Genomic DNA, 20,073 nt, shown 5'->3' on the forward strand with positions numbered 1-20,073 from the left:
TCAGTATTATGGATGAACGGTTATGTCAATGGTGGATTGTTGAGTGTTATAATTATACTCACTCGCATTGATTTTGTTTCCTACGTTGTCTTTGTATCCGCTATCCGAATAGTTCTTCATACTCGTATTCGTACCTATCACGACTACTTGATAAGTACCTGGTTGGGTATAGGTATATTGGTATTTCGCTATTCCGGAATTATCATTGATATTCAGAGATTGACCCGTAGCGAATGGAATATAATCAATGTCTCCATAACTTGCAGAGGCTATGTAATAATCGCCCAAATATCCGGCATTATTACTTGGGGTAAACAATATTTGTATGTATGATAACGTTGCCATCGTTTTTCCCGTAGCTCCTTGCCAGGCATCAATAACGCTCGACAGATCAACAGAATAGTCTGTGTAGGCGATGTTAGGATTCCAGTAAATGTCCCAGACGGTTTCGTCCCTGAATATGACATCCGTTTCACCAACTCCGATACCGCCGAGGCGGATTACAACCTGAAAAGTGGTAATCTCAGGACGCGGAGCTCCCGAACTGACATCTTCCAGAATGTCTTTGTCGAATCTCATTCGTAGATTCAATTTCTTGTTCGTGCCCAGTTTTGCATGGGTGTTGAGGCGTAGAGCCTGATACCACCATTCTGGATGTACGGAGGTAATTTTCAATACATTCTGCTGGATAGATTCATCATACTCAACTTCGGCTTCCGAACCTATCAGGTTATCTCCGCTGCCGGCGTTGATAACTTCTGACAAATTATCTTTGATGGTCGTTGCACCGGTCTGTGTATTGGCAAAGTCGCAATTGTAGGGAACTATTTCCGGATCAATAGGACGGTAATTGTTGTTTTGTAAATCTGTGTCGGCCAACCCTTGCAATAGGAAGTAAGCACTTGTCTTGTAATCGTGTCCGTCATCTCCCGTGTAAATGGATAAAGCCATGGCATTGTGCCAGATGCTGAAAGTGACTGGCTCTCCCACTTTAACCTCTGTCTTGTCTGCTTCCACTGAAATTCGCAGATTGGGAGCGTCCTCTTCGCTGCACGCTATAAGCAGGCTTATCGTGAGCAGAAACATGGATTTAATATATGATGTTCTCATTCTTTTATAGTTTAATGTTTACACTAGATGATTAATATCCCGGGTTTTGAGTCAGATTCTTGTTTGTATCTATTTCACTCAAAGGTATTGGCAACAGCATATTACGGGATTGGATGTTTTCCGGAGCTCCGGGAGTGGTAATCTCTCGTTCCGTATTGCTGATAAACGGGTTGTATTGCCGCCACACCTGCATCTGTTTGACTAGGGTACCACGACGGACGAGATCACACCATCTGTCAGTCGATTCGGCTACTAATTCGCGTGCACGTTCATTTAGGATCTCTGTTCTGAAAGCAGTATAGTCATCGCCATATCTGTTATAATCCCATACGGTTCTTACTCCGTCATAAATATAACCGTATGAATTAGGCTTCCAGTCAGGAACACATTCGTCAACTTTATTTATGTAGTCGGTAATTAGTTTACGGGGAAGTACGTCTTGATGCATGATGCCCTCGTTAGCAATTCGCGAACGCTTGCGTACAAGGTTGACGGCATCGTAAGCGGACTGTACTGAAATTCCACTCATATCTATTCCCGAGGACGGCCTGTAATCACCAGGGCCATGATTGACCTCATTATAGGCTTCTGCATACATAAGTAGTACGTCAGCATAGCGGAGCAGGGGTTCGTCCATTCCGAAGTTGGTATAATTATATGATGACGGGTCTGCTAGCGGGAATCGTCTGAACTTGCCTATGCTCCATTGAAGCCAGTTGTTGTTTTCTGTCGCTTCGCTCAATTTCTGGTCTCCTCTTGTGTCCCAGTACATTTTATAATCCCATCCCCATAAAGTACCATCTTCCTGTATTGTCATTCGCGGGCAATTCCATAGACGACGGATAGAATCACTTGGTTCGTATATCATACGATGATAATCCGAGCTGGATATATTGTCCCATGAACCTCCGAGATTTTGACTCCCTCTGATACCAAACATCATACCTGTCCATGTTCCTGTATCGTCACCAGTCAGTCCCTGCACGCACCATAATACTTCATCCGGAGCTTTGTCTCGGGTTTTGGCATTAAATACATCCGGATAATAATCTACCAGTTTATAACGTCCGCCCTGAATAACCGTACTTGAGTACTCTAGCGACTTTCCAAAATTATCGGCAGCATTGCCCAATATTTCTTTTCCATCCCGTTGTGCCACACTGCCAAGCCATAAATATACTTTAGCAAGAAAGCCACGACAGGCATCTTTTGTCAGTCTGCCATATTGGTATCCTTGGGAGGTGTCTCCCTTGTCCATTGTATGATCGATGCAATACTCGAAATCTTCTATTATCTGCTGAAATACATCTTTCTGCGAAGTGCGGGTCACTTCCAGTCCGTCAAGAGACTTGGTGTCTTTTAATACCAGAGGAACATCACCGAACCATCTTACAAGGTCGAAATAGAGGAAAGCACGAATGCCTTGTGCCTGGGCAACGTATCTCTCCCAGTTGTTTATTTTGTCTTTATTGGCTGTGACATTGTCTATCACGGAGTTGCAGTCTTTTATCACTGCATAGTGATTTTGCCACATGCCGGCAATATAGGTGTTTTCAGAGCCATAAGTGAAGTTACTTAGTCCACTCGCTTCATCCCAGCTTGCACGTTTAAGTAAATCGTTGGGAATTTGTTTCATATTATATCCTGTTACCCATGAGTCGGATAGTCTGCGATAGACACCATTAATAGCTTGGCGGGCGTCAGATTCACTATTGTAGAAATTATCGGTTGTCAGTCTGCCTTTGGGGTCTTCTTCCAGAAAATCGGAGCAGCTACAAATGTTCAGGCATACAAGTATTGCAATTAATATGTTAAACTTATTCATGTCCTTGATTTTTTATGATTAAAACCCTAGTTCGATTGAAAGTGAGAAAGAGCGTGGTCTTGGATATGGGCTCATATCAAGTCCTGGTGCCAGACGGGCTACTGTTCCGTATCCGGTATTCGCTTCCGGGTCGAAGCCGGAATAACGTGTCCATAGCCACAAATTAGTTCCGGTCACTGCTACACGCATTTTGGAAAGTCCCATTTTGCGGGTTACTTTGGTAGGGAAATTATAGCCCAGTGACAGGGTTTGCAATCGTAGGAAAGAACCGTCTTCTACTAAGTCACTTCTAAGCACACTCTCTCCCCAGGTTCCTCGACCGTATAAAGGATAATTGTTTTCCGGAGTTTTGGTAGACCATACGTCTTTGTAGACACTCTTCAGGATGTTATTGATACTGGTGGTTCCAACCAAATAATAGGCATTGCCATTTACCACATCATTACCATAGGACCATCGGAAGAAAGCATATAAGTCGAATCCTTTGTAGGAGAATGTATTGCCTATTCCTCCTGTATGTTTGGGATTGACATCTGCGATTGGGGTACGGTCATTTGAGTCGATCACACCGTCTTTGTTCACATCTACTACTTTGAGCTGTCCCAGTCCAAGGTTAGGGCCGGGGTAGCCATTGATAATTTCGGTATCGTTGTTGTATGTTCCGTCACTGATATATCCATAGTAGATACCTACCGGCATTCCTACTCTCAGTAGTACATCGCTGGTGATTTTAGCATTGATCCCTCTGTCGTAGAACTGTTGATATTGTCCTTTGTCTAATGAAAGAATCTTATTCTTGTAGAATGAAATGTTGAAATCTGTAGACCAGCTGAAGTCTCCTTGGAACCAGTTTGCATTAATTGCGAATTCCATACCCTTATTTTCCATCGAACCTGCGTTTTTCCAAGCTTTGGTGTAGCCTGATGTTGATGGTATATTTACTTGCAGTAACATGTCATCAATTCTTTTATAATAAAAGTCGGCCGTGATGGAAAAACGATTATCCAGTACACCGAAATCGAATCCGACATTATATTGTTTCTGGCTTTCCCATTTCAGATCGTCATTGGTGACATTGGAGGGGTACCGCCCGATCTCCACCATATTGCCGTTCATAACCACCTTATTGTTCTCTAATTGAGAAAGGGATTGATAAGATGGAATTTGGTTATTACCTGTCATACCAAAACTGGTACGCACTCTTAGATTGGATATAAAATCGTATTTTTTTATAAACTCTTCTTCGGAAGCACGCCATGCAACGCTGACAGCCGGGAAATATCCATATTTATTATTTGCTCCGAATTTGGAAGAACCGTCTACGCGTAAAGAGGCGTTTAAAACGTATTTATTATCGAAAGTATAGGTTCCTCTACTAATGAAGGACACCATTTGACTGCTGTCATACATATATTTGGGAGCATAAGTGACCAACCCTTTATCAATACCCCAGATGCCAACTGCCATATCTTCAAAGTTGGTTGCTTTGTTATAGACGTCTTTCATTGACCATTTGCTGGCTTCAAAAGCACCCATTAAAGAGAAAGAGTGTTTCTTTATGCTCTTTGCATATTGGAGGCGAGCTTCATATACCCAGCTATTTTCTTCCCGGTTACTGATTTCCATACGTCCTCTTTCTGATTGTCCATACCATGTATCCGAACCCCATAGTTTATTCTGGTCCATGGAGTATTGACGATAGGAAGCACTGGTGCTGAATGTGAGATCTTTCTGTATTTTATAGTTGAAATAGATGTTACCATTGAGTTCACTGTATCGGTTGTTTATATCTACCTGGTCGACAGCTACCAAGGGGCTCATGATATTAATATTGCTGTAATTCATGATGTCTGCCAGTCCCGGATAAAATAGGAAGGGAGAGATTTGTAAGGCATTGAGGATGACACCTGATTGTGACCAGTCACTGACTGGATTTTTATCTTTGGAGGTGGAATAGGATAAATTGATTCCGATATTGATCTTAGAATTTACCTCTTGATTTAAGTTTAAACGCGAGGTGAAACGGTCGAAAGCGGAGCGTTTTATAATCCCCGTGTTATTTAAATATCCGAGCGAGAGCATATAAGTAGTTCCTTTGGTTCCTCCTGATATGCTGGCATTCGTTTCGTATTTTTTAGCTACCTGTGTGATTTCATCCATCCATTTGTGTACTGACGGGTCATTCCATCCTTTATTATCGACAACATTTTGCCAGAAGTTGATTAGGTTGGGGCTGTCGTAAGTTCCATAATCGAGCATTTTCTTGGCATATTCTTCTGGTGATAAAACCTCCAGTGGAATGTGGGGATTCATATCTAATCCTCCGGTCAGACTAAAAGTGAATTTAGGTTTGGTGGAGGCTGTTCCCCGTTTGGTGGTGATAATAACAACACCATTGGCTCCTTTGGCTCCATAAATAGCTGCTGCCGCTGCATCTTTCAGGATTTCCATTGATTCAATATCATTTGGATTCAGTCCCAGCAGAGGATTGTTTACCGTTTCGGTATCTTCATTGGTGATCTGTTGGGTAGGCATTGGTACACCATCAATGACGAAGAGAGGCTGGGTTCCTCCTGTGACGGAGTTGACACCTCTGATTCTGAAAGTCATTCCGCTTGAGAATGAACCGTCTGTGGGGATAATCTGTACTCCGCTGATTTTGCCTTGTAGTGCTTGTAACGTCTGCGTAGAACTACTTTTTGCAATATCTTTTATATTCACAGAAGCAACGGCGGTTGCAATATCACTTTTTCGCTGGCTACCATAGCCTACAACAACCACCTCATCCATCTCTGTGACTGAAGGGTCTAGAATGATATCAAATCTTCGGTTCTTTCCGATAGCGATAGTTTTGGGCTTATATCCCAGATAACTGATGACCAGTTTTTCAGAAGGAAGTACTTTAATCGTGAACTTTCCTTCTAAATCGGTGATTACTGCATTGGTGGTGCCTTCGATATTTATCGTGGCACCGATAAGAGGTTCACTCTTCTCATCCAACACTTGCCCTGAAATAGTTACTTGCTGTGCTAATGCTACTGTGAAATGTAGTATTAGAAACAATGTGCTTAATAGTACTTTTCTCTTCATAGTGCAGATATTAAAGTTTATAATAAGGATTAATACAATTAGATTTAAAATGGTAGTGCAAATAAAGCGAATTATAATATCTATGTTTTGACCTATTGTACTTTTCTCTTGACCAAATTACAGACTTTTTCTTCAAAGGTAATCGCTTTCTATTAATTTCATTTATCACCGCGTAAAATTATTCGATTGGACTTTTTTATAGTGAGTATTATCATGGGGAGTATTGAAAAAGATCGGATATGAAAAATTGTATATTAAATCATTCTGTTTTCTCAAATATGCAGTGGGTTGTGAGCGTAAGGAGAAATATCTGTAGGAATTGATATTAATGTATTTGAGAGTGGTATTATATCGGACTATTTCTTGTCAATGAGTATCTTCTGGGTTGAATAAGGTGAATCATTGATAGAAAAACTCTGGATAGCTATTCAATTTGATAATATCAATAAGTTTTTATCTGTATACTAACTAGAGTAACTAGCGCTCCATATAGACGTTTAGAATTCTTCTTTATGTCTTTCGAATCATTTCTTACCTTGAAACAAAGTGTTCCACACCGAGAAACACTTTGTTCCCCGGTGAGCAACATTTCGTTTCTCACCGGGGAATGATTGGGAAAGCTTCTCTTTTCTGTATATTAGTACTGTTAGCATGCATAAAATCATCGGGAATGGTATATATATGCGTGATTTTATGTGCTATTTTTTCTCGTTGTGGATATTTGGACAATTTGGTGGTGGCACAAATCTTAAAAATGGAACTTTATGGATGTTATTAATTTCATCTATCATAGCATAGAAATATTCGATTGGACTTTTTTTGCAAAGGCAGGGTTTCTGCCTTTATCTTTGCACCAGAAACAAAAAACAAAACATTGTTTCTGATGTTATAAGTCAAATCAATTAATAACAATAAAAGCAATAAAGATTATGGAACCAATTTTAAATTCTCAACTTCCTGAATTCAGTGTTCAGGCTTTTCACAACGGAGCTTTCAAGACTGTAACCAACAATGACCTGAAAGGTAAATGGGCGATTCTTTTCTTCTATCCTGCTGACTTTACTTTCGTATGTCCTACTGAATTGGTGGATATGGCTGAAAAGTACGACCAGTTCAAAGCGATGGGTGTAGAAATCTATTCGGTAAGTACTGACTCTCATTTCGTGCACAAAGCTTGGCATGATGCTTCTGAAAGCATTCGCAAGATTCAATACCCGATGTTGGCAGACCCGACTGGCGCTTTGAGCCGTGCACTGGGTGTATATATCGAAGAAGAAGGTATGGCTTATCGCGGTACATTCGTTGTCAATCCGGAAGGAAAGATTAAAGTGGTGGAACTGAATGATAACAATATTGGCCGTGATGCAAGTGAATTGCTTCGTAAAGTGGAAGCTGCACAGTTTGTAGCCAGCCATGACGGAGAAGTTTGCCCGGCTAAATGGAAGAAGGGTGAGTCTACCCTGAAACCGAGCATCGACCTGGTAGGTAAGATTTGATAGATCTTGATAATGGTGATTATGGGAGGCCGGTAACGGGAGACGCTGCCGGCCTTTCTTTTAAAAAAATAAAAGGGAAAAGATATGTTAGAATCTGCATTAAAAGAACAATTAAAGGGTATTTTTGCTGGGCTGGAGGCAAACTTTACTTTTGATATATCCGTATCGTCCAGCCACGAAAACAAAACAGAATTATTGGAGCTGCTGGGAGATGTAGCGGATTGTTCCAATCATATCACTTGTGTAGTGAATGAGGGAGACGCATTGAAGTTTACTTTACTGAAGAATGGCGACCGCACCGGAATCACATTCCGGGGTATTCCTAACGGACATGAGTTCACGTCATTGCTTTTGGCTATCCTGAATCTGGATGGCAAAGGAAAGAACTTTCCCGATGAGGCCGTTTGCAACCGTGTGAAAGCACTGAAAGGTCCGATACATCTGACCACTTATGTTTCGTTGACTTGTACGAACTGCCCTGACGTAGTGCAGGCTCTGAATGCAATGACTACTTTGAATCCGGCTATTACGCATGAAATGGTAGACGGTGCGCTTTATCAGGATGAAGTAGATGCACTGAAGATACAAGGAGTGCCCTCTGTCTTTGCAGACGGAAAATTACTTCATGTAGGCCGTGGTGAATTTGGCGAATTGCTTGCCAAGTTGGAAGAACAATATGGTATTGACGAAACCAAAGCGAATGCAGAGGTGAAAGAATATGATGTGATTGTAGCCGGTGGAGGACCTGCAGGAGTATCGGCGGCTATTTATTCTGCCCGTAAAGGACTCCGTGTAGCTATCGTGGCCGAGCGTATTGGCGGACAGGTGAAAGAAACGGTGGGTATTGAGAATTTAATTTCTGTTCCGGAAACGACAGGAAATGAACTTGCCGATAATCTGAAAACACATCTCTTACGCTATCCGGTGGATTTACTGGAGCATCGTAAAGTAGAAAAAGTAGAAGTGGTTGGAAAACAGAAGCAGATCACTACCTCTGTTGGTGAGAAATTCCTGGCTCCGGCACTGATTATTGCAACCGGTGCAAGCTGGCGTAAACTGAATGTTCCGGGAGAAGCCGAATATATAGGTCGTGGTGTCGCTTTCTGTCCTCATTGTGATGGGCCGTTTTATAAAGGAAAGCATGTAGCGGTAGTAGGTGGTGGAAATTCAGGCATTGAGGCAGCCATTGACTTGGCAGGTATCTGCTCCAAAGTGACTGTTTTTGAATTTATGGATGAGTTGAAAGCGGACAGTGTACTTCAAGAGCGACTTAAATCATTGCCGAATGTGGAAGTGTTTGTAAGTTCACAGACTACGGAAGTGATAGGAAATGGTGATAAGCTGACTGGCCTACGCATCAAAGACCGCAAAACGGAAGAAGAACGTTTGGTGGAATTGGATGGTGTATTTGTACAGATCGGGCTTTCTGCGAATAGCAGTGTATTCCGCGACATAGTGGAAACCAACCGTCCGGGCGAAATCATGATTGATGCACATTGCCGTACGAATGCGACGGGTATCTATGCAGCCGGAGATGTTTCTACGGTTCCTTATAAGCAAATTATTATCTCTATGGGCGAAGGGGCGAAAGCTGCGCTTTCTGCATTTGACGATAGAGTGAGAGGGATTATCTGATTGATATATTCAGATATAAAAAGCACACAAACAAAACATTAGCAAGAGGAGGAATGACTCCTCTATAAAACACCCTCGCTACAAATCTGTAACGAGGGCTATTTTATATTTAGAGAACATGACATTCTCTTTGAATGGCAGTGAAAGGCCTGTTCCTTTGATGTGGGCTAATGTTGGATGGGATTGTCGTTCCATCCGCTATTTTTACCTAAAGTACGCTGTTTCCAATATTTTACCTTGCTATTAGGAGTTCCGGAATAAACAGTTGGAACATTTTCTTCTTTATCACTGTTGAGCTTAACAATATATTCTCTGTCTGTGATTGTGGCAAACGTAATCACGTTATTCTTTTCAATTTTATATTTTACTTTGTTTTTATCATTGACTGACATCACCACAATATCATTAACTGGGCATGGGTTTTGAACTCTGCAGATATTTCCTTTCAGACTTTTTATCCCTATTTGGGTTACTTTGGCTTGTTCATCTCTTTCGGACGACACAATGAATGCTCCTCTTGCCAGTAAGGTGAAAGCTATTCGTGTCGTATCCCATGCTGTTGGTATTGCAGGAAATACTCTGATTTTGTCTTCATTGCTTTGGAGCATCATCTCATTCATTGCTGTACTATAATTGCTTATAGGCTCCATCCCACATTGGAAGAAATCATGCGAACGGATAGTGTAAATATGTCCCAACAAGTCGTGAACGGATTGAAGGTCATAAATATTATCCGGATATCCGGTGACATTGTGCATCAATCCTTGCGGATACATTTGATGGATGTTCACTCCATTCGTAAGGTATTTAAGGGCTTCGTCTCCAAGTCCCATTCGTGCTGCAATTTCCGGGAGAGGGTAGTGTGCATTTGCACTCTCACGACATTTCAGTAAATTGGTTATGGCTTTTCCCATGTGCGAATCTTTATCATCAATGCCAATCAGTCCTGTTGGAAAGGCACTTGAGCCGGCACTCGCCCACATCCAGGGAGAGTATCGTAACTCTGTATAGTATTCTTCCGCCGGAGCGATAACTTCTCCACATGATTCAAACGGTTCATAAGAAATCTTCCATAAGTGATTCAATACGTGTTTCCATTGGGCTATTTTATCTTTGTCCGTCTTTAATAGAGTAGCTGCTTTGATACAATTTCTGAAGAGCTGTTCGATGCAATTCCTGTCACTAATCGTATTCTTTACATAGCTGATATCTGCTGACTCATATAAAGAAGAAAGAAAATAAAACTCTTTCTTTTCGGCATCCCATTGTAATTTTTCGAGATAGAAATTAGCAGCCTTTTTCATGAAAACGTATGCTTTGTTTTTCAGAAAGTCCTTGTCTCCGGTGAACGCATAGTAATCCCAAAAGAGAGAAGCTATTTGTGAAGCAGGAGTAAAGTTGTTTCTCATATCTTCACGGTCTTTCCCTGTCTGCTCTCCGGTGAAACAATGGGCTTCAGTGATAAGTAATGCATCATCTGATGCTCCATATTCTTTTGCGAGCATTTCTCCCGATGGAATCATCTTGAAGTATGTGTCAAGATACGGAGCCATTAGTTGACAGTCATTCTGCGCACATAATCCCCAGTATTGCTGTTGTGTGTTCCAATGATGAGGAGTTACCCAATTCATGACATCGCGATTCCAACGCCACAATCCTCCATTGAATGCAACGGGAAATTCTCCTTGCGAACCGGCAGCCATCAGGTATCTGCGTAAATAATAGATATTTTCAAGATAATCGTCTCCTAATTTCATGAAAGCATTAGACCAGAAATTCTTGTACCAATTATTTTTATCTGCCTTTAAATGCTCAATGCCATCTGTTTCCGCTTCATCAAGTAATCTTCGGGCAGCTTCTACAGGAGCCTTATTCTCACGATCTGTCACTACACTAATCAAGACTGTGAACTTGTTTTTGACCGTTTTCTGTTCCATGCGATGCGAATTGATAATCACAGCCGTAGCCGGTTCTTTTATAATTCTGCATGCTACGGCGAAATGCAGTCCGTCGCCATTTTCTTCAATAATCATATCATTGCCGTTGAGTAATGACTGGGTTTTGCCTATGCCTACCTTTGGGTCTTTGGGAAATCGTCCGGCATACCAGCCGGAGAAAGAACGACTACCGAGTCTTTCGAGTGAAACAGTTGCTTTTTGTTCAGTTCCTGTTATTTCTTTATTGGGCAGGTTTTCACATTCCAGTATCCATACGTTTCGACCATGGGCCAGCCAGGTCCGGATAGTGGTTGTCGAATAAGGAGTGGCGGCTTTATAAGTCGTTTCACCTTTCTGTAATGATAATCGTCCCTCAAAGTTCTTCAAGTGTATCCAGCTAAAGACAGGAATACCAAAATCTATCTTTAAGCGCGCTGCATGCTTTAGGACGGACAGGTCGTTTTCTTCCTTGTCAGGTTTGCTCCATAAATCGTTTTTGTTTATCTGGAGTTCAATACCATTATCGTTGTTCCAGATCATACCTCCTATGTTCCCGTTTCCCATAGGAAACCCCTCTGCTTCTAATTGAGTCGGAGAGAAATAAACGATATCATGTTTTGACAGATAACTTTCATCAACTCTGAAAGAAGAGGAGGACATATTAAGATACTTGTAGTCTGCTCTATCTTGCGCATGGAGACAAATGCTCATGAATATAAGGGAAAGTGAAATGAACGTTATTCTCATGGTATTAATTTTTTGGGGGGGCTTTTAAGAAATATGTGCTAAGTTCATTTATTTAGTCATGATATGTATATCTGACGAAATCAAACAGTCCGGAATTTTCCTGCTGTGCCGGTCGGTCTCCAATAAATTTAAGATTCTCTACACTGCAAGAAATATGGAATGCAATGTCTTTTCCAAATTTCAGTTGAAGTTCATGTTTGGGCTCGTTGTCTATTAGCCAGGTGATGTAATAGTTTCCATCTTTTAATGTCAAATCAATTTCGAACAGATGCCATCCGGTTTTGATTACTATAGGGACAGAAGAAAAAGGATATGCCTGCGATGTCATATAAGCAATAATTTCGTCCGGAGCAGCATTTAATTCTCTGCGAACTGTGTCTTTGCCATATCCGACTTCAAAATCCAATTCATGTTGGTCGTCATGATATATCCACGAACCCACGCTGCATTGATCTCCTATTCCCATTTGCGGGATATGAGTACGCCAGGTATATCTTCCTGTTGTATAAATCCGTTCTATAGTGCGAACCTTTTTCCGGTCCACCGAATTAGCCCGGGTAAAAATCCGTAAGTAACCATTCTCTAATATGCATTGATTATCCGGGTTGTCATCCTGATGTCCATATTCCCATCCATCCAGATTATTGAAATTCCATTCTCTGTTTGGCGGATTTTTAGTACTGATGTCATTGGTCTGTTGCTGTGCAAAACAAATGCTGCAAATGCATATGAGTGACAGAGTCAAATAGCAGTTTCTCATAATAATTGAATTTAAGTATATTCGTTTTCTTTTAATTGCTTTGTTGCAAAAGTAGTCGAATACCCTATTCTGCTCATCAGATTTTAGTCATTTCAAATCATGAAACGTCCAAATCTGCACTGGAAATCCTAATCGTTCTGTCCCGGAAAGTATAATTTCTATATAAATGATAAACTAAAGTGCTGAATCTACTCTGATGGTTGTTGGGTAGATCCGTGTTGCGCTCTGAATTGAGAAGGAGTCATTCCTTTCATTTCTTTAAATAACGTACTGAAATATCGTTGATAAGTGAAACCTACCTGCTCTGATATTTCAGTAATGCTCATGTCAGACTGAGTTAAAAGAATGATTGCTTTGTCGATTCTTCTACGATTGATATAATCGTTTGCTCCCATGCCGGTCAGTTCCTTGATCTTATTATATAAGGATGTCCGGCTCATTGCCATTTGAGCAGTCAGGAATTTCACATCCAAATCTGGTTGAGACAGATTCTGATCGATCATTTCATTCAATTTAATCATAAATTGTTCATCTGCATTGCTGAAAGTAGCCTCTTGCGGAGACAGAATGAATTGATTGCCCCTGTATCTGGACTTAATATATTCACGGTTTCTCATCTGATTCTGGATCACGCTGAGGAGCATTTCCATTTCAAATGGTTTGGGTAAATAGGCATCAGCTCCTAATTTGTATCCTAACATCTGGCTTTCAGAATCAGCTCTGGCGGTAAGCAGGATGACAGGGATATGGCTAATATTCAGATTCTCTTTAATTTCTTTGCATAGCTGATAGCCATTCATTTGTGGCATCATTACATCACTTACTATAATGTCCGGTTGCTGTTGCTTAATAACTTCCAGTGCTACCAGTCCATTTTCTGCCTGATAGATCTTCTTGAATTTATCCTTAAGGGCACTTTTTAAGAATTCCCTTAAGTCCTGTTTGTCTTCTACAATCAACAGTGAATACCCTTGTAGAGAGAAAGAACCGGATTCTATTTTCTCTTCTTCCTCTGGAGAACTTAAAAGTTCGTTGAGGTAGGAATGTTGAGGACATGATACTTCTTGCTCTTGTAGATTAGCCGGTATTTCATAAAAGAATGTGGCCCCTCTGTCTTCATTATTGAAAGCCCCCATCCTGCCTCCATGCAGGTCAATCAACATTTTAGCATAAGATAAACCGATACCACTTCCTCCCTCATTATGTTTGCCTTGGTAGAAACGGGTAAAGAGCTTTTTTATATCTACGTTATCCAATCCGATTCCCTGGTCTTGTACGTGTACCTGTATACTTTCATTTGTACGGATTGTTTTTATGACGATACGAGTCTGATTGGGGCTATATTTCAAAGCATTCATAATCAGATTGGAAAGAACAACTCTGCATTTGGTGTCATCATACGCGATATATTGTATGCTGTCGTCAAAGTCGTATGTAATTTCAATTTCTTTGGCCTTTGATGCAGTTTGAAATGTTTCTGCCACTTCCTGTATCCACTTGTGCAAAGGATGCGAAGAGATGTGTAGCACTTCCTGTCCTACCTCCATTTTGCGTGCATCAAGCACAATGTTGATAATATCTTTCATCTGATTGGCCTGCTTGAATGCACCCTGTAGATATTCTGGCAGCTCATCTTGCTTTACCTCTTTATTTAGAATTCGTTTCAGGGAAGCATAAATGAGTGTCAAAGGGGTACGTAGCTCATGGCTGATATTGATTAAGAAGCGTATTTTCTCTTCATATATCTTCTTCTCATGTTCCCGCATCTCACGTTTCAGCCGATTCTCTTTTTTTCTTATCAAACTAAAGAAGACTACTCCTGCAACTAGAAATGCAAAGAAAATGCATAGTATAATAAACCAGGTAGATTTCCACCAAGGAGGTGAGACCATAATAGTTAAGATCTCTGTCGGCTGGCTCCATTCACCGTTGGGGGTATCACAGGATACGCTGATGGTATATTCCCCTGACGCTAAGGTACCCAATTCGAGTGTCTGGAGATAACTCTCGATCACCATTTTGTCTTTTCCTGTGATGACATACCGGAAAAGGTGTTTTCGGAAGGAGTTCTTTTCGTCAGCAATCACTTTGATATTGAACGATGAATGATTCCAGGGAATCGAAATACAGTTATTATTAACCTGTTTCAGAGTTGATTTACCATTTAGTTTTACTTCAAGTAGCTTGAGAATAGGAGACGAATTACTTTCGAAAATAATATCCGTATTAATGCGTACCAGTCCCATAGTGCCTCCCATATACAGATTGGGAGTACGAAGAGCAGGAATAGGGGTAAATATCAATTCGTTGGAAGGAACTCCATCGGATTCGTCCAGGATAACGAAACGTTTTTCGTTAATAATATACGCAAAGAACATATTTTGCGCTCCTATCCAGACTTTTCCTTTTTTATCATAGGCAAGGCTGGATACACTGTTGAACAAGTTGGTGTGTATCTTTTCTGTTTTTCCAGTCTGTTTATTGTAGAAGAGCAATCCGAAATTACTTCCTATCCAAAAGTTACCTTTATCATCTCGACAGGCCGATGTGAAATCATCTCCCTCTTTCATGCTGACCAATGAGGACAGTTCGTTGGTTTTGAAGTTTAGTTTAAACAGGTTGTTGGTTCCCATTAGATACAGATGGGTATCGTCGGAATAAATAGCCTGCATAGCTATTTGGCGCTGAATGTCTATTTGGGGTGCATAGAGAATAGATGTTTGCCGGGTATGTTTGTTGTAGATATAGACTTTTGCTCCTAATATGTAAATGTTATCTTTTGTAGCATATAGGTTTACCAAGTCGCCGGATGAAAATTCTCTTTTCGAAATAGAGTCATTGATAATGGGAAAAGGTTGCATCTGTGCGGTTCTCTTATTAAAGGTATAGACCCCTTTATTGAAACATGATAATAAGAGCTCATTTTCAGAAAAATCTGTGATAGAGGTGACTTTCTCTCCGTATGTAGTAGGGTAATGATGAAATGTATTCGTTTTTTGGTCAAATGAGTTGATACCTCCTCCGTCTGTTCCAATCCAAAGCAATGTATCCTTATCTTCAAAGATGCTAACCACGATGCGCTCACTAACTCCATTGGGATTGTTCAGTGGAACATCTTTATAGGTTTTGATGAATACTTTCTTAATAGCGAATAATCCTCCGTGTATGCTGCCTATCCATATATTGTCCATTTGATCTTTATAGAGCCGGTAGATAGAGTTGTTCGGTAAGGATTGCTCATCATCGGAAATATGTTTAAGATAAGAGAACTTCATAGTCTGGAGGTCAAGTATGTTGATGCCTCCTCCGTCAGTGGCTATCCAAAGTTGATTATCTTTTTCAAGAAAATCAAAAATGATGTCGTTGTTGAGCTCGGAATTCCTGGTGGATAAACTGAAAAGTCTTTTCCCCTCTTTCGAGTAGCAGGCCATTCCTTTGCCATAGAATGATACCCAAAGCCGGTTTTGAGAGTCAACAAATATGGTGTTTATCTCGCGCTCTTTTACAAATGGACATCGATACATTTTCTTTTTTGCTAGATCATACATCCAAAGCCCATCTTTCTTACTGCTGGTTATCAGTATATTGGGACTCCACTGAAAGATGCGGTTGATACATTTCAACTTGTCTCCGTCGATGTCGGGGAAGATCGTCGTAATACTTTTATCCGCCAGATTGTATTGGTATAAGGTTTCTTCTCCTCCAAACAGGAAATTGTCATCTATTTGAAGATAAGACCAAGCGGTAAATGGTTTTCCGTTATATTTCAATGGCTGAAACTGATTTTCGGCTTTATTGTAGATGGCAATTCCTTTATTGGTAGAAACGTATAAATCGCCGAAACGATCCTCTGTAATAAAACGAATGAAATTGTCGGGCAATGAGTTGGGCTGCTCCCGGTCATGAAAATAACTTTTCAGTTCAGATTGGTCATAACTATTTAACCCCCATTTAGTACCTATCCATATTACTCCTAAATGATCTCTGTAAATGCACTGCACTCTTGATTGTGACAATCCCTGTTCCAAAGAAATTTGTCTGAAGTAGTAGTCTTGTTGTTCAGCCTTTGTAGAAAGAACAAAGAATAATATCCAAATTAGGGAAGAATACCTCTTTAGTATGTGTGCTTTTGACATAGTTATGTTCTTTTGATATAGCAAATATAAAAGAAGTTATGAAACTGTACAATAGATTTCATCTTCTTTTGTCCACAAAGCTCATTAGATGGCTCGAAAGGGTATTCAGAATACTCCTTTTGAACAGTAGCGGACTAATTATGGATGTTATTTGATCTCTATTTCCATGCTTTGCACCTATATTTGCATAGTTGACACTAAATACGAAAAAGTATTAAACCTTAAAAAAAGACTATTTACTATGAATACATCCTAAAACTGTAGAATGAAGAGGCGGAGTAATGTTGGGAACATTTTGAATGCCTTGACTTATATCTAAAATTCCTAAAAATCTAATATCATTATATTCTAACTAAATGAAAAGTATATGGATAATCTAAGAAAAACGCTTGGCTGCTTGCTACTATTTCTTTTTGCAGCAGTTACATCTACTTATGCACAGGTTGCAAAGCAGTATTCGGGTACTGTTATGGATGCCGACAGCAATGAACCTATCATCGGTGTCAACGTAACCCTTAAAGATGCACAAACTGGTACCGTAACGGATATTTCCGGAAAGTTCTCGATTAGTGCTCCTGTTGGTTCTACACTATCATTCTCTTATATCGGATACGTGACTAAAGAGGTTAAACTGGGAACGAATACCAGTTTGAAGATTACAATGCAGGAAGATCAGAACCAATTGAGTGAGGTAGTGGTCATTGGCTATGGTGTAGTGAAAAAATCAGATATAACAGGTGCTGTGGCTTCTGTTTCTTCCAAACAATTTAAGGATCAGCCGGTAAAGCGGGTGGAAGATATTCTGCAAGGACGTACTGCAGGTGTGGCAGTGACGAGCGTAAATGGTTTACCTGGTGGCACAGTTAAAGTTCGTGTTCGTGGTACTACTTCTCTTAATACCAGCAATGATCCCTTGTATGTCATCGATGGCATTATGTCTGGTGGACTAGATGTAAATCCTGCTGACATTCAATCTATTGAAGTTTTGAAGGATGCTTCGGCAACAGCTATTTATGGTTCACGCGGTGCTAATGGTGTGGTCTTGGTAACTACTAAAAAAGGGGTAGAAGGTAAAGTGCAGATTTATGCAGATGTGGCTATAGGCGTATCGAACATCCTTAAAAAATATGACTTACTGAATGCTTATGAATATGCGACAGCATTAAAGGAATATAATGGTATTTCGTTTGCAGATGATGAGATGGAAGCTTATAAAAATGGTTCCAAAGGTATTGACTGGCAGAATTTGATGTTGCAGACCGGTATTAGTCAGGACTATAAATTAGGTATTTCGGGTGGAACGGCTAAAAATAAGTATCTTATTTCAGCCAATGTATTGAATATGACAGCCATGACCATCACGACCAAGTATCAACGTGCACAGTTGCGGATAAATTTGGATAATGAACTCACTAAGTGGTTGACACTTTCTACCAAAATTAATGCTTCACGTACTCACAGTCATAATGGGGGTATTGACATTATGAACTTCCTGAACTATTCTCCTACGATGGAAATGAAAGATCCGGTAACGGGCGTTTATAATATGGACCCTTATAATTCAGTAAATGGAAACCCTTATGGTGCACGTGTCGCAAATTATGGTGACTCATATGTGTATGCTTTGAATACTAATATGGATTTGACTTTCAAAATAATGAAAGGGTTGACATTGTCTGTACAGGGTGCTGCTAATTACTCTCATGTTCCGAGTTACTCTTTCACCTCGTCGTTAGCAAAACCCGGACAAATTAGTGGTATGGAAAATGCGAGCAGGATGAATCTATTCTGGCAGAATACCAATAATGTGACTTATAACACAAGTTTCGGCGATCATCATTTGACTGTAACAGCTGTGTTTGAAGCAAGTGGCGCCGAAGGTAGAAATTTAAAACTGACCGGTAGTGATTTAGCCAATGAGTTTGTTGGTTATTGGAATGCAAAAAATGCAAAGACACGCGATGGAGAGAATGGCTATTCCGCAGAAGCTATTGTGTCGGGACTTGGTCGAATTATGTACAATTACAAAGGGAAGTATATGCTGACAGGTACTTTCCGCGCCGATGGTTCATCTAAGTTTCAGAAGAAGAATAAATGGGGATATTTTCCGTCAGCAGCTGTTGCTTGGGATGTTGCTAAAGAAAACTTTATGAGCAAACAAAACATTGTCCAGCAATTGAAACTAAGAGCCAGTTTTGGTGTTGTTGGTAATCAAAGTATCGGCGCTTACACAACATTGGGTATGTTGGCTCCTACAAATTATGACGGTTATGGTAGCGATGCAATCCATACCGGTTATTGGACTGGAAATCTTGCTACACCAGATGTAACTTGGGAAAGCACCTATCAGTATAACATAGGTTTGGATGCCAGTGTTTTAGACGGTCGCTTGAGTTTTACAGCCGAATGGTTCCGGAAGGATACTAAAGACTTGTTGCTTCGCAAACCTGCTCCTCAATATAACGGAGGTGGCTCTTTCTGGGTCAACCAAGGTGAAGTTAGAAACTCTGGTGTTGAATTCACCATTACAGCTACTCCTTTGACAGACAAAGATATATTTGGTTGGGAAACATCGCTGAATGCATCTTATTTAAAGAATAAGATAATCGATCTGGCAGGTAGTGATTTTATCGTTGGGGAGAATTATACAAGTATTGGCGGTGGTCCCATTCAAATTAAAAAAGTAGGGTATCCGATTGGTTCTTTCTATCTTTATGAATGGGCAAACTTTAATGACCAGGGCGCCAACTTGTATAAACATCAATCTAATGGAAGTTTGACAACCAATCCGGGTGCTGACGATCTGGTTACTAAAGGGCAGGCCGAGCCTAATTGGACTTTCGGATGGAATAATACATTTACTTGGAAAAACTGGACGCTCAATCTCTTCATCAATGCTGCATTAGGACAAGATAGACTGAATGTAAGCCGCTATGCGATGGGATCTATGACAGGTGTATATCGTTTCATCTCTTTATCTGATGCTTATTACAAAAGTTGGGATAAAGTAGCCAATAAAGCAGATGCTGTGTATGCAAGTCATAAAAATTCAGATAATAGAAACTATCCTGATTCCGATTTCTGGCTTGAAGATGCATCATTTGTGAAACTGAAAAATATAAGCCTTACGTATAATATTCCTAAGAAGATAACGAAAGTAGCCGATATTCAATTGTCGGTCAGTGCTCAAAACCTGTTTACATTAACGAAATACACAGGTATGGACCCAGAAGTGTACAGTGAATCCGATTACGGCTTTAATGGCGTAGATATGGGCTCTTATCCTGTTCCAAGAACTTTCACTTTTGGTATGAAACTTAACTTTTAATCTTTTAAC

The 20,073-nt window shown here is 40.4% G+C and carries 9 protein-coding genes; 3 read left to right on the plus strand and 6 right to left on the minus strand.

Annotated elements, in window-relative coordinates; translation table 11 throughout:
• Window positions 1-6 precede the first annotated feature (6 nt).
• Genes NQ505_RS07100 through NQ505_RS07110 form a run of 3 tightly spaced genes read right to left on the minus strand, consistent with a single transcriptional unit; the run spans window position 7 to window position 6,025 of the window.
• The gene (locus NQ505_RS07100; RefSeq protein WP_009001017.1) at window positions 7-1,110 is read right to left on the minus strand and encodes a DUF5017 domain-containing protein; all 1,104 of its coding nucleotides are present in this window, start codon (window positions 1,108-1,110) and stop codon (window positions 7-9) included.
• A 31-nt stretch (window positions 1,111-1,141) separates the two neighbouring features.
• Window positions 1,142-2,935, minus strand: coding sequence for a RagB/SusD family nutrient uptake outer membrane protein (locus tag NQ505_RS07105; RefSeq protein WP_009001016.1), 1,794 nt, complete (start codon window positions 2,933-2,935; stop codon window positions 1,142-1,144).
• Window positions 2,936-2,953: 18 nt separating this feature from the next.
• Complete coding sequence (locus NQ505_RS07110; RefSeq protein WP_009001015.1) at window positions 2,954-6,025, minus strand: SusC/RagA family TonB-linked outer membrane protein; 3,072 nt, start codon at window positions 6,023-6,025, stop codon at window positions 2,954-2,956.
• A 929-nt stretch (window positions 6,026-6,954) separates the two neighbouring features.
• Here NQ505_RS07110 and ahpC point away from each other — a divergent pair.
• Window positions 6,955-7,521, plus strand: coding sequence for an alkyl hydroperoxide reductase subunit C (gene ahpC, locus NQ505_RS07115; RefSeq protein ID WP_004307892.1), 567 nt, complete (start codon window positions 6,955-6,957; stop codon window positions 7,519-7,521).
• Window positions 7,522-7,605: 84 nt separating this feature from the next.
• Window positions 7,606-9,156 carry an alkyl hydroperoxide reductase subunit F gene (ahpF, locus tag NQ505_RS07120; RefSeq protein WP_009001013.1) on the plus strand — a complete coding sequence of 517 codons (1,551 nt, stop codon included), beginning with the start codon at window positions 7,606-7,608 and terminating at the stop codon, window positions 9,154-9,156.
• 167 nt (window positions 9,157-9,323) lie between these two features.
• Here ahpF and NQ505_RS07125 read toward each other — a convergent pair whose 3' ends face one another.
• The 3 genes from NQ505_RS07125 to NQ505_RS07135 form a co-directional block, all read right to left on the minus strand.
• Window positions 9,324-11,840: a glycosyl hydrolase family 95 catalytic domain-containing protein gene (locus tag NQ505_RS07125; RefSeq protein ID WP_009001011.1), complete on the minus strand. Its 2,517-nt coding sequence runs from the start codon at window positions 11,838-11,840 to the stop codon at window positions 9,324-9,326.
• 52 nt (window positions 11,841-11,892) lie between these two features.
• Window positions 11,893-12,600, minus strand: coding sequence for a hypothetical protein (locus tag NQ505_RS07130; protein WP_009001010.1), 708 nt, complete (start codon window positions 12,598-12,600; stop codon window positions 11,893-11,895).
• A 188-nt stretch (window positions 12,601-12,788) separates the two neighbouring features.
• Complete coding sequence (locus tag NQ505_RS07135) at window positions 12,789-16,736, minus strand: two-component regulator propeller domain-containing protein (RefSeq protein WP_009001009.1); 3,948 nt, start codon at window positions 16,734-16,736, stop codon at window positions 12,789-12,791.
• Window positions 16,737-17,103: 367 nt separating this feature from the next.
• Between NQ505_RS07135 and NQ505_RS07140 the strand changes: the two genes are divergently transcribed.
• The gene (locus NQ505_RS07140) at window positions 17,104-20,064 is read left to right on the plus strand and encodes a SusC/RagA family TonB-linked outer membrane protein (RefSeq protein WP_009001008.1); all 2,961 of its coding nucleotides are present in this window, start codon (window positions 17,104-17,106) and stop codon (window positions 20,062-20,064) included.
• Window positions 20,065-20,073: the final 9 nt, after the last annotated feature.

The organism is Bacteroides sp. D2 (genome assembly GCF_025147085.1).
Lineage (GTDB): Bacteria > Bacteroidota > Bacteroidia > Bacteroidales > Bacteroidaceae > Bacteroides.

Excerpts from the sequence above, each read along its gene's own strand:
- ahpF (WP_009001013.1), top strand. The coding sequence starts at position 7,606 with ATGTTAGAATCTGCATTAAAAGAACAATTAAAGGGTATTTTTGCTGGG.
- NQ505_RS07100 (WP_009001017.1), bottom strand. The coding sequence starts at position 1,110 with ATGAGAACATCATATATTAAATCCATGTTTCTGCTCACGATAAGCCTG.
- NQ505_RS07140 (WP_009001008.1), top strand. The coding sequence starts at position 17,104 with ATGGATAATCTAAGAAAAACGCTTGGCTGCTTGCTACTATTTCTTTTT.
- NQ505_RS07130 (WP_009001010.1), bottom strand. The coding sequence starts at position 12,600 with ATGAGAAACTGCTATTTGACTCTGTCACTCATATGCATTTGCAGCATT.
- NQ505_RS07125 (WP_009001011.1), bottom strand. The coding sequence starts at position 11,840 with ATGAGAATAACGTTCATTTCACTTTCCCTTATATTCATGAGCATTTGT.
- NQ505_RS07110 (WP_009001015.1), bottom strand. The coding sequence starts at position 6,025 with ATGAAGAGAAAAGTACTATTAAGCACATTGTTTCTAATACTACATTTC.
- NQ505_RS07135 (WP_009001009.1), bottom strand. The coding sequence starts at position 16,736 with ATGTCAAAAGCACACATACTAAAGAGGTATTCTTCCCTAATTTGGATA.
- ahpC (WP_004307892.1), top strand. The coding sequence starts at position 6,955 with ATGGAACCAATTTTAAATTCTCAACTTCCTGAATTCAGTGTTCAGGCT.
- NQ505_RS07105 (WP_009001016.1), bottom strand. The coding sequence starts at position 2,935 with ATGAATAAGTTTAACATATTAATTGCAATACTTGTATGCCTGAACATT.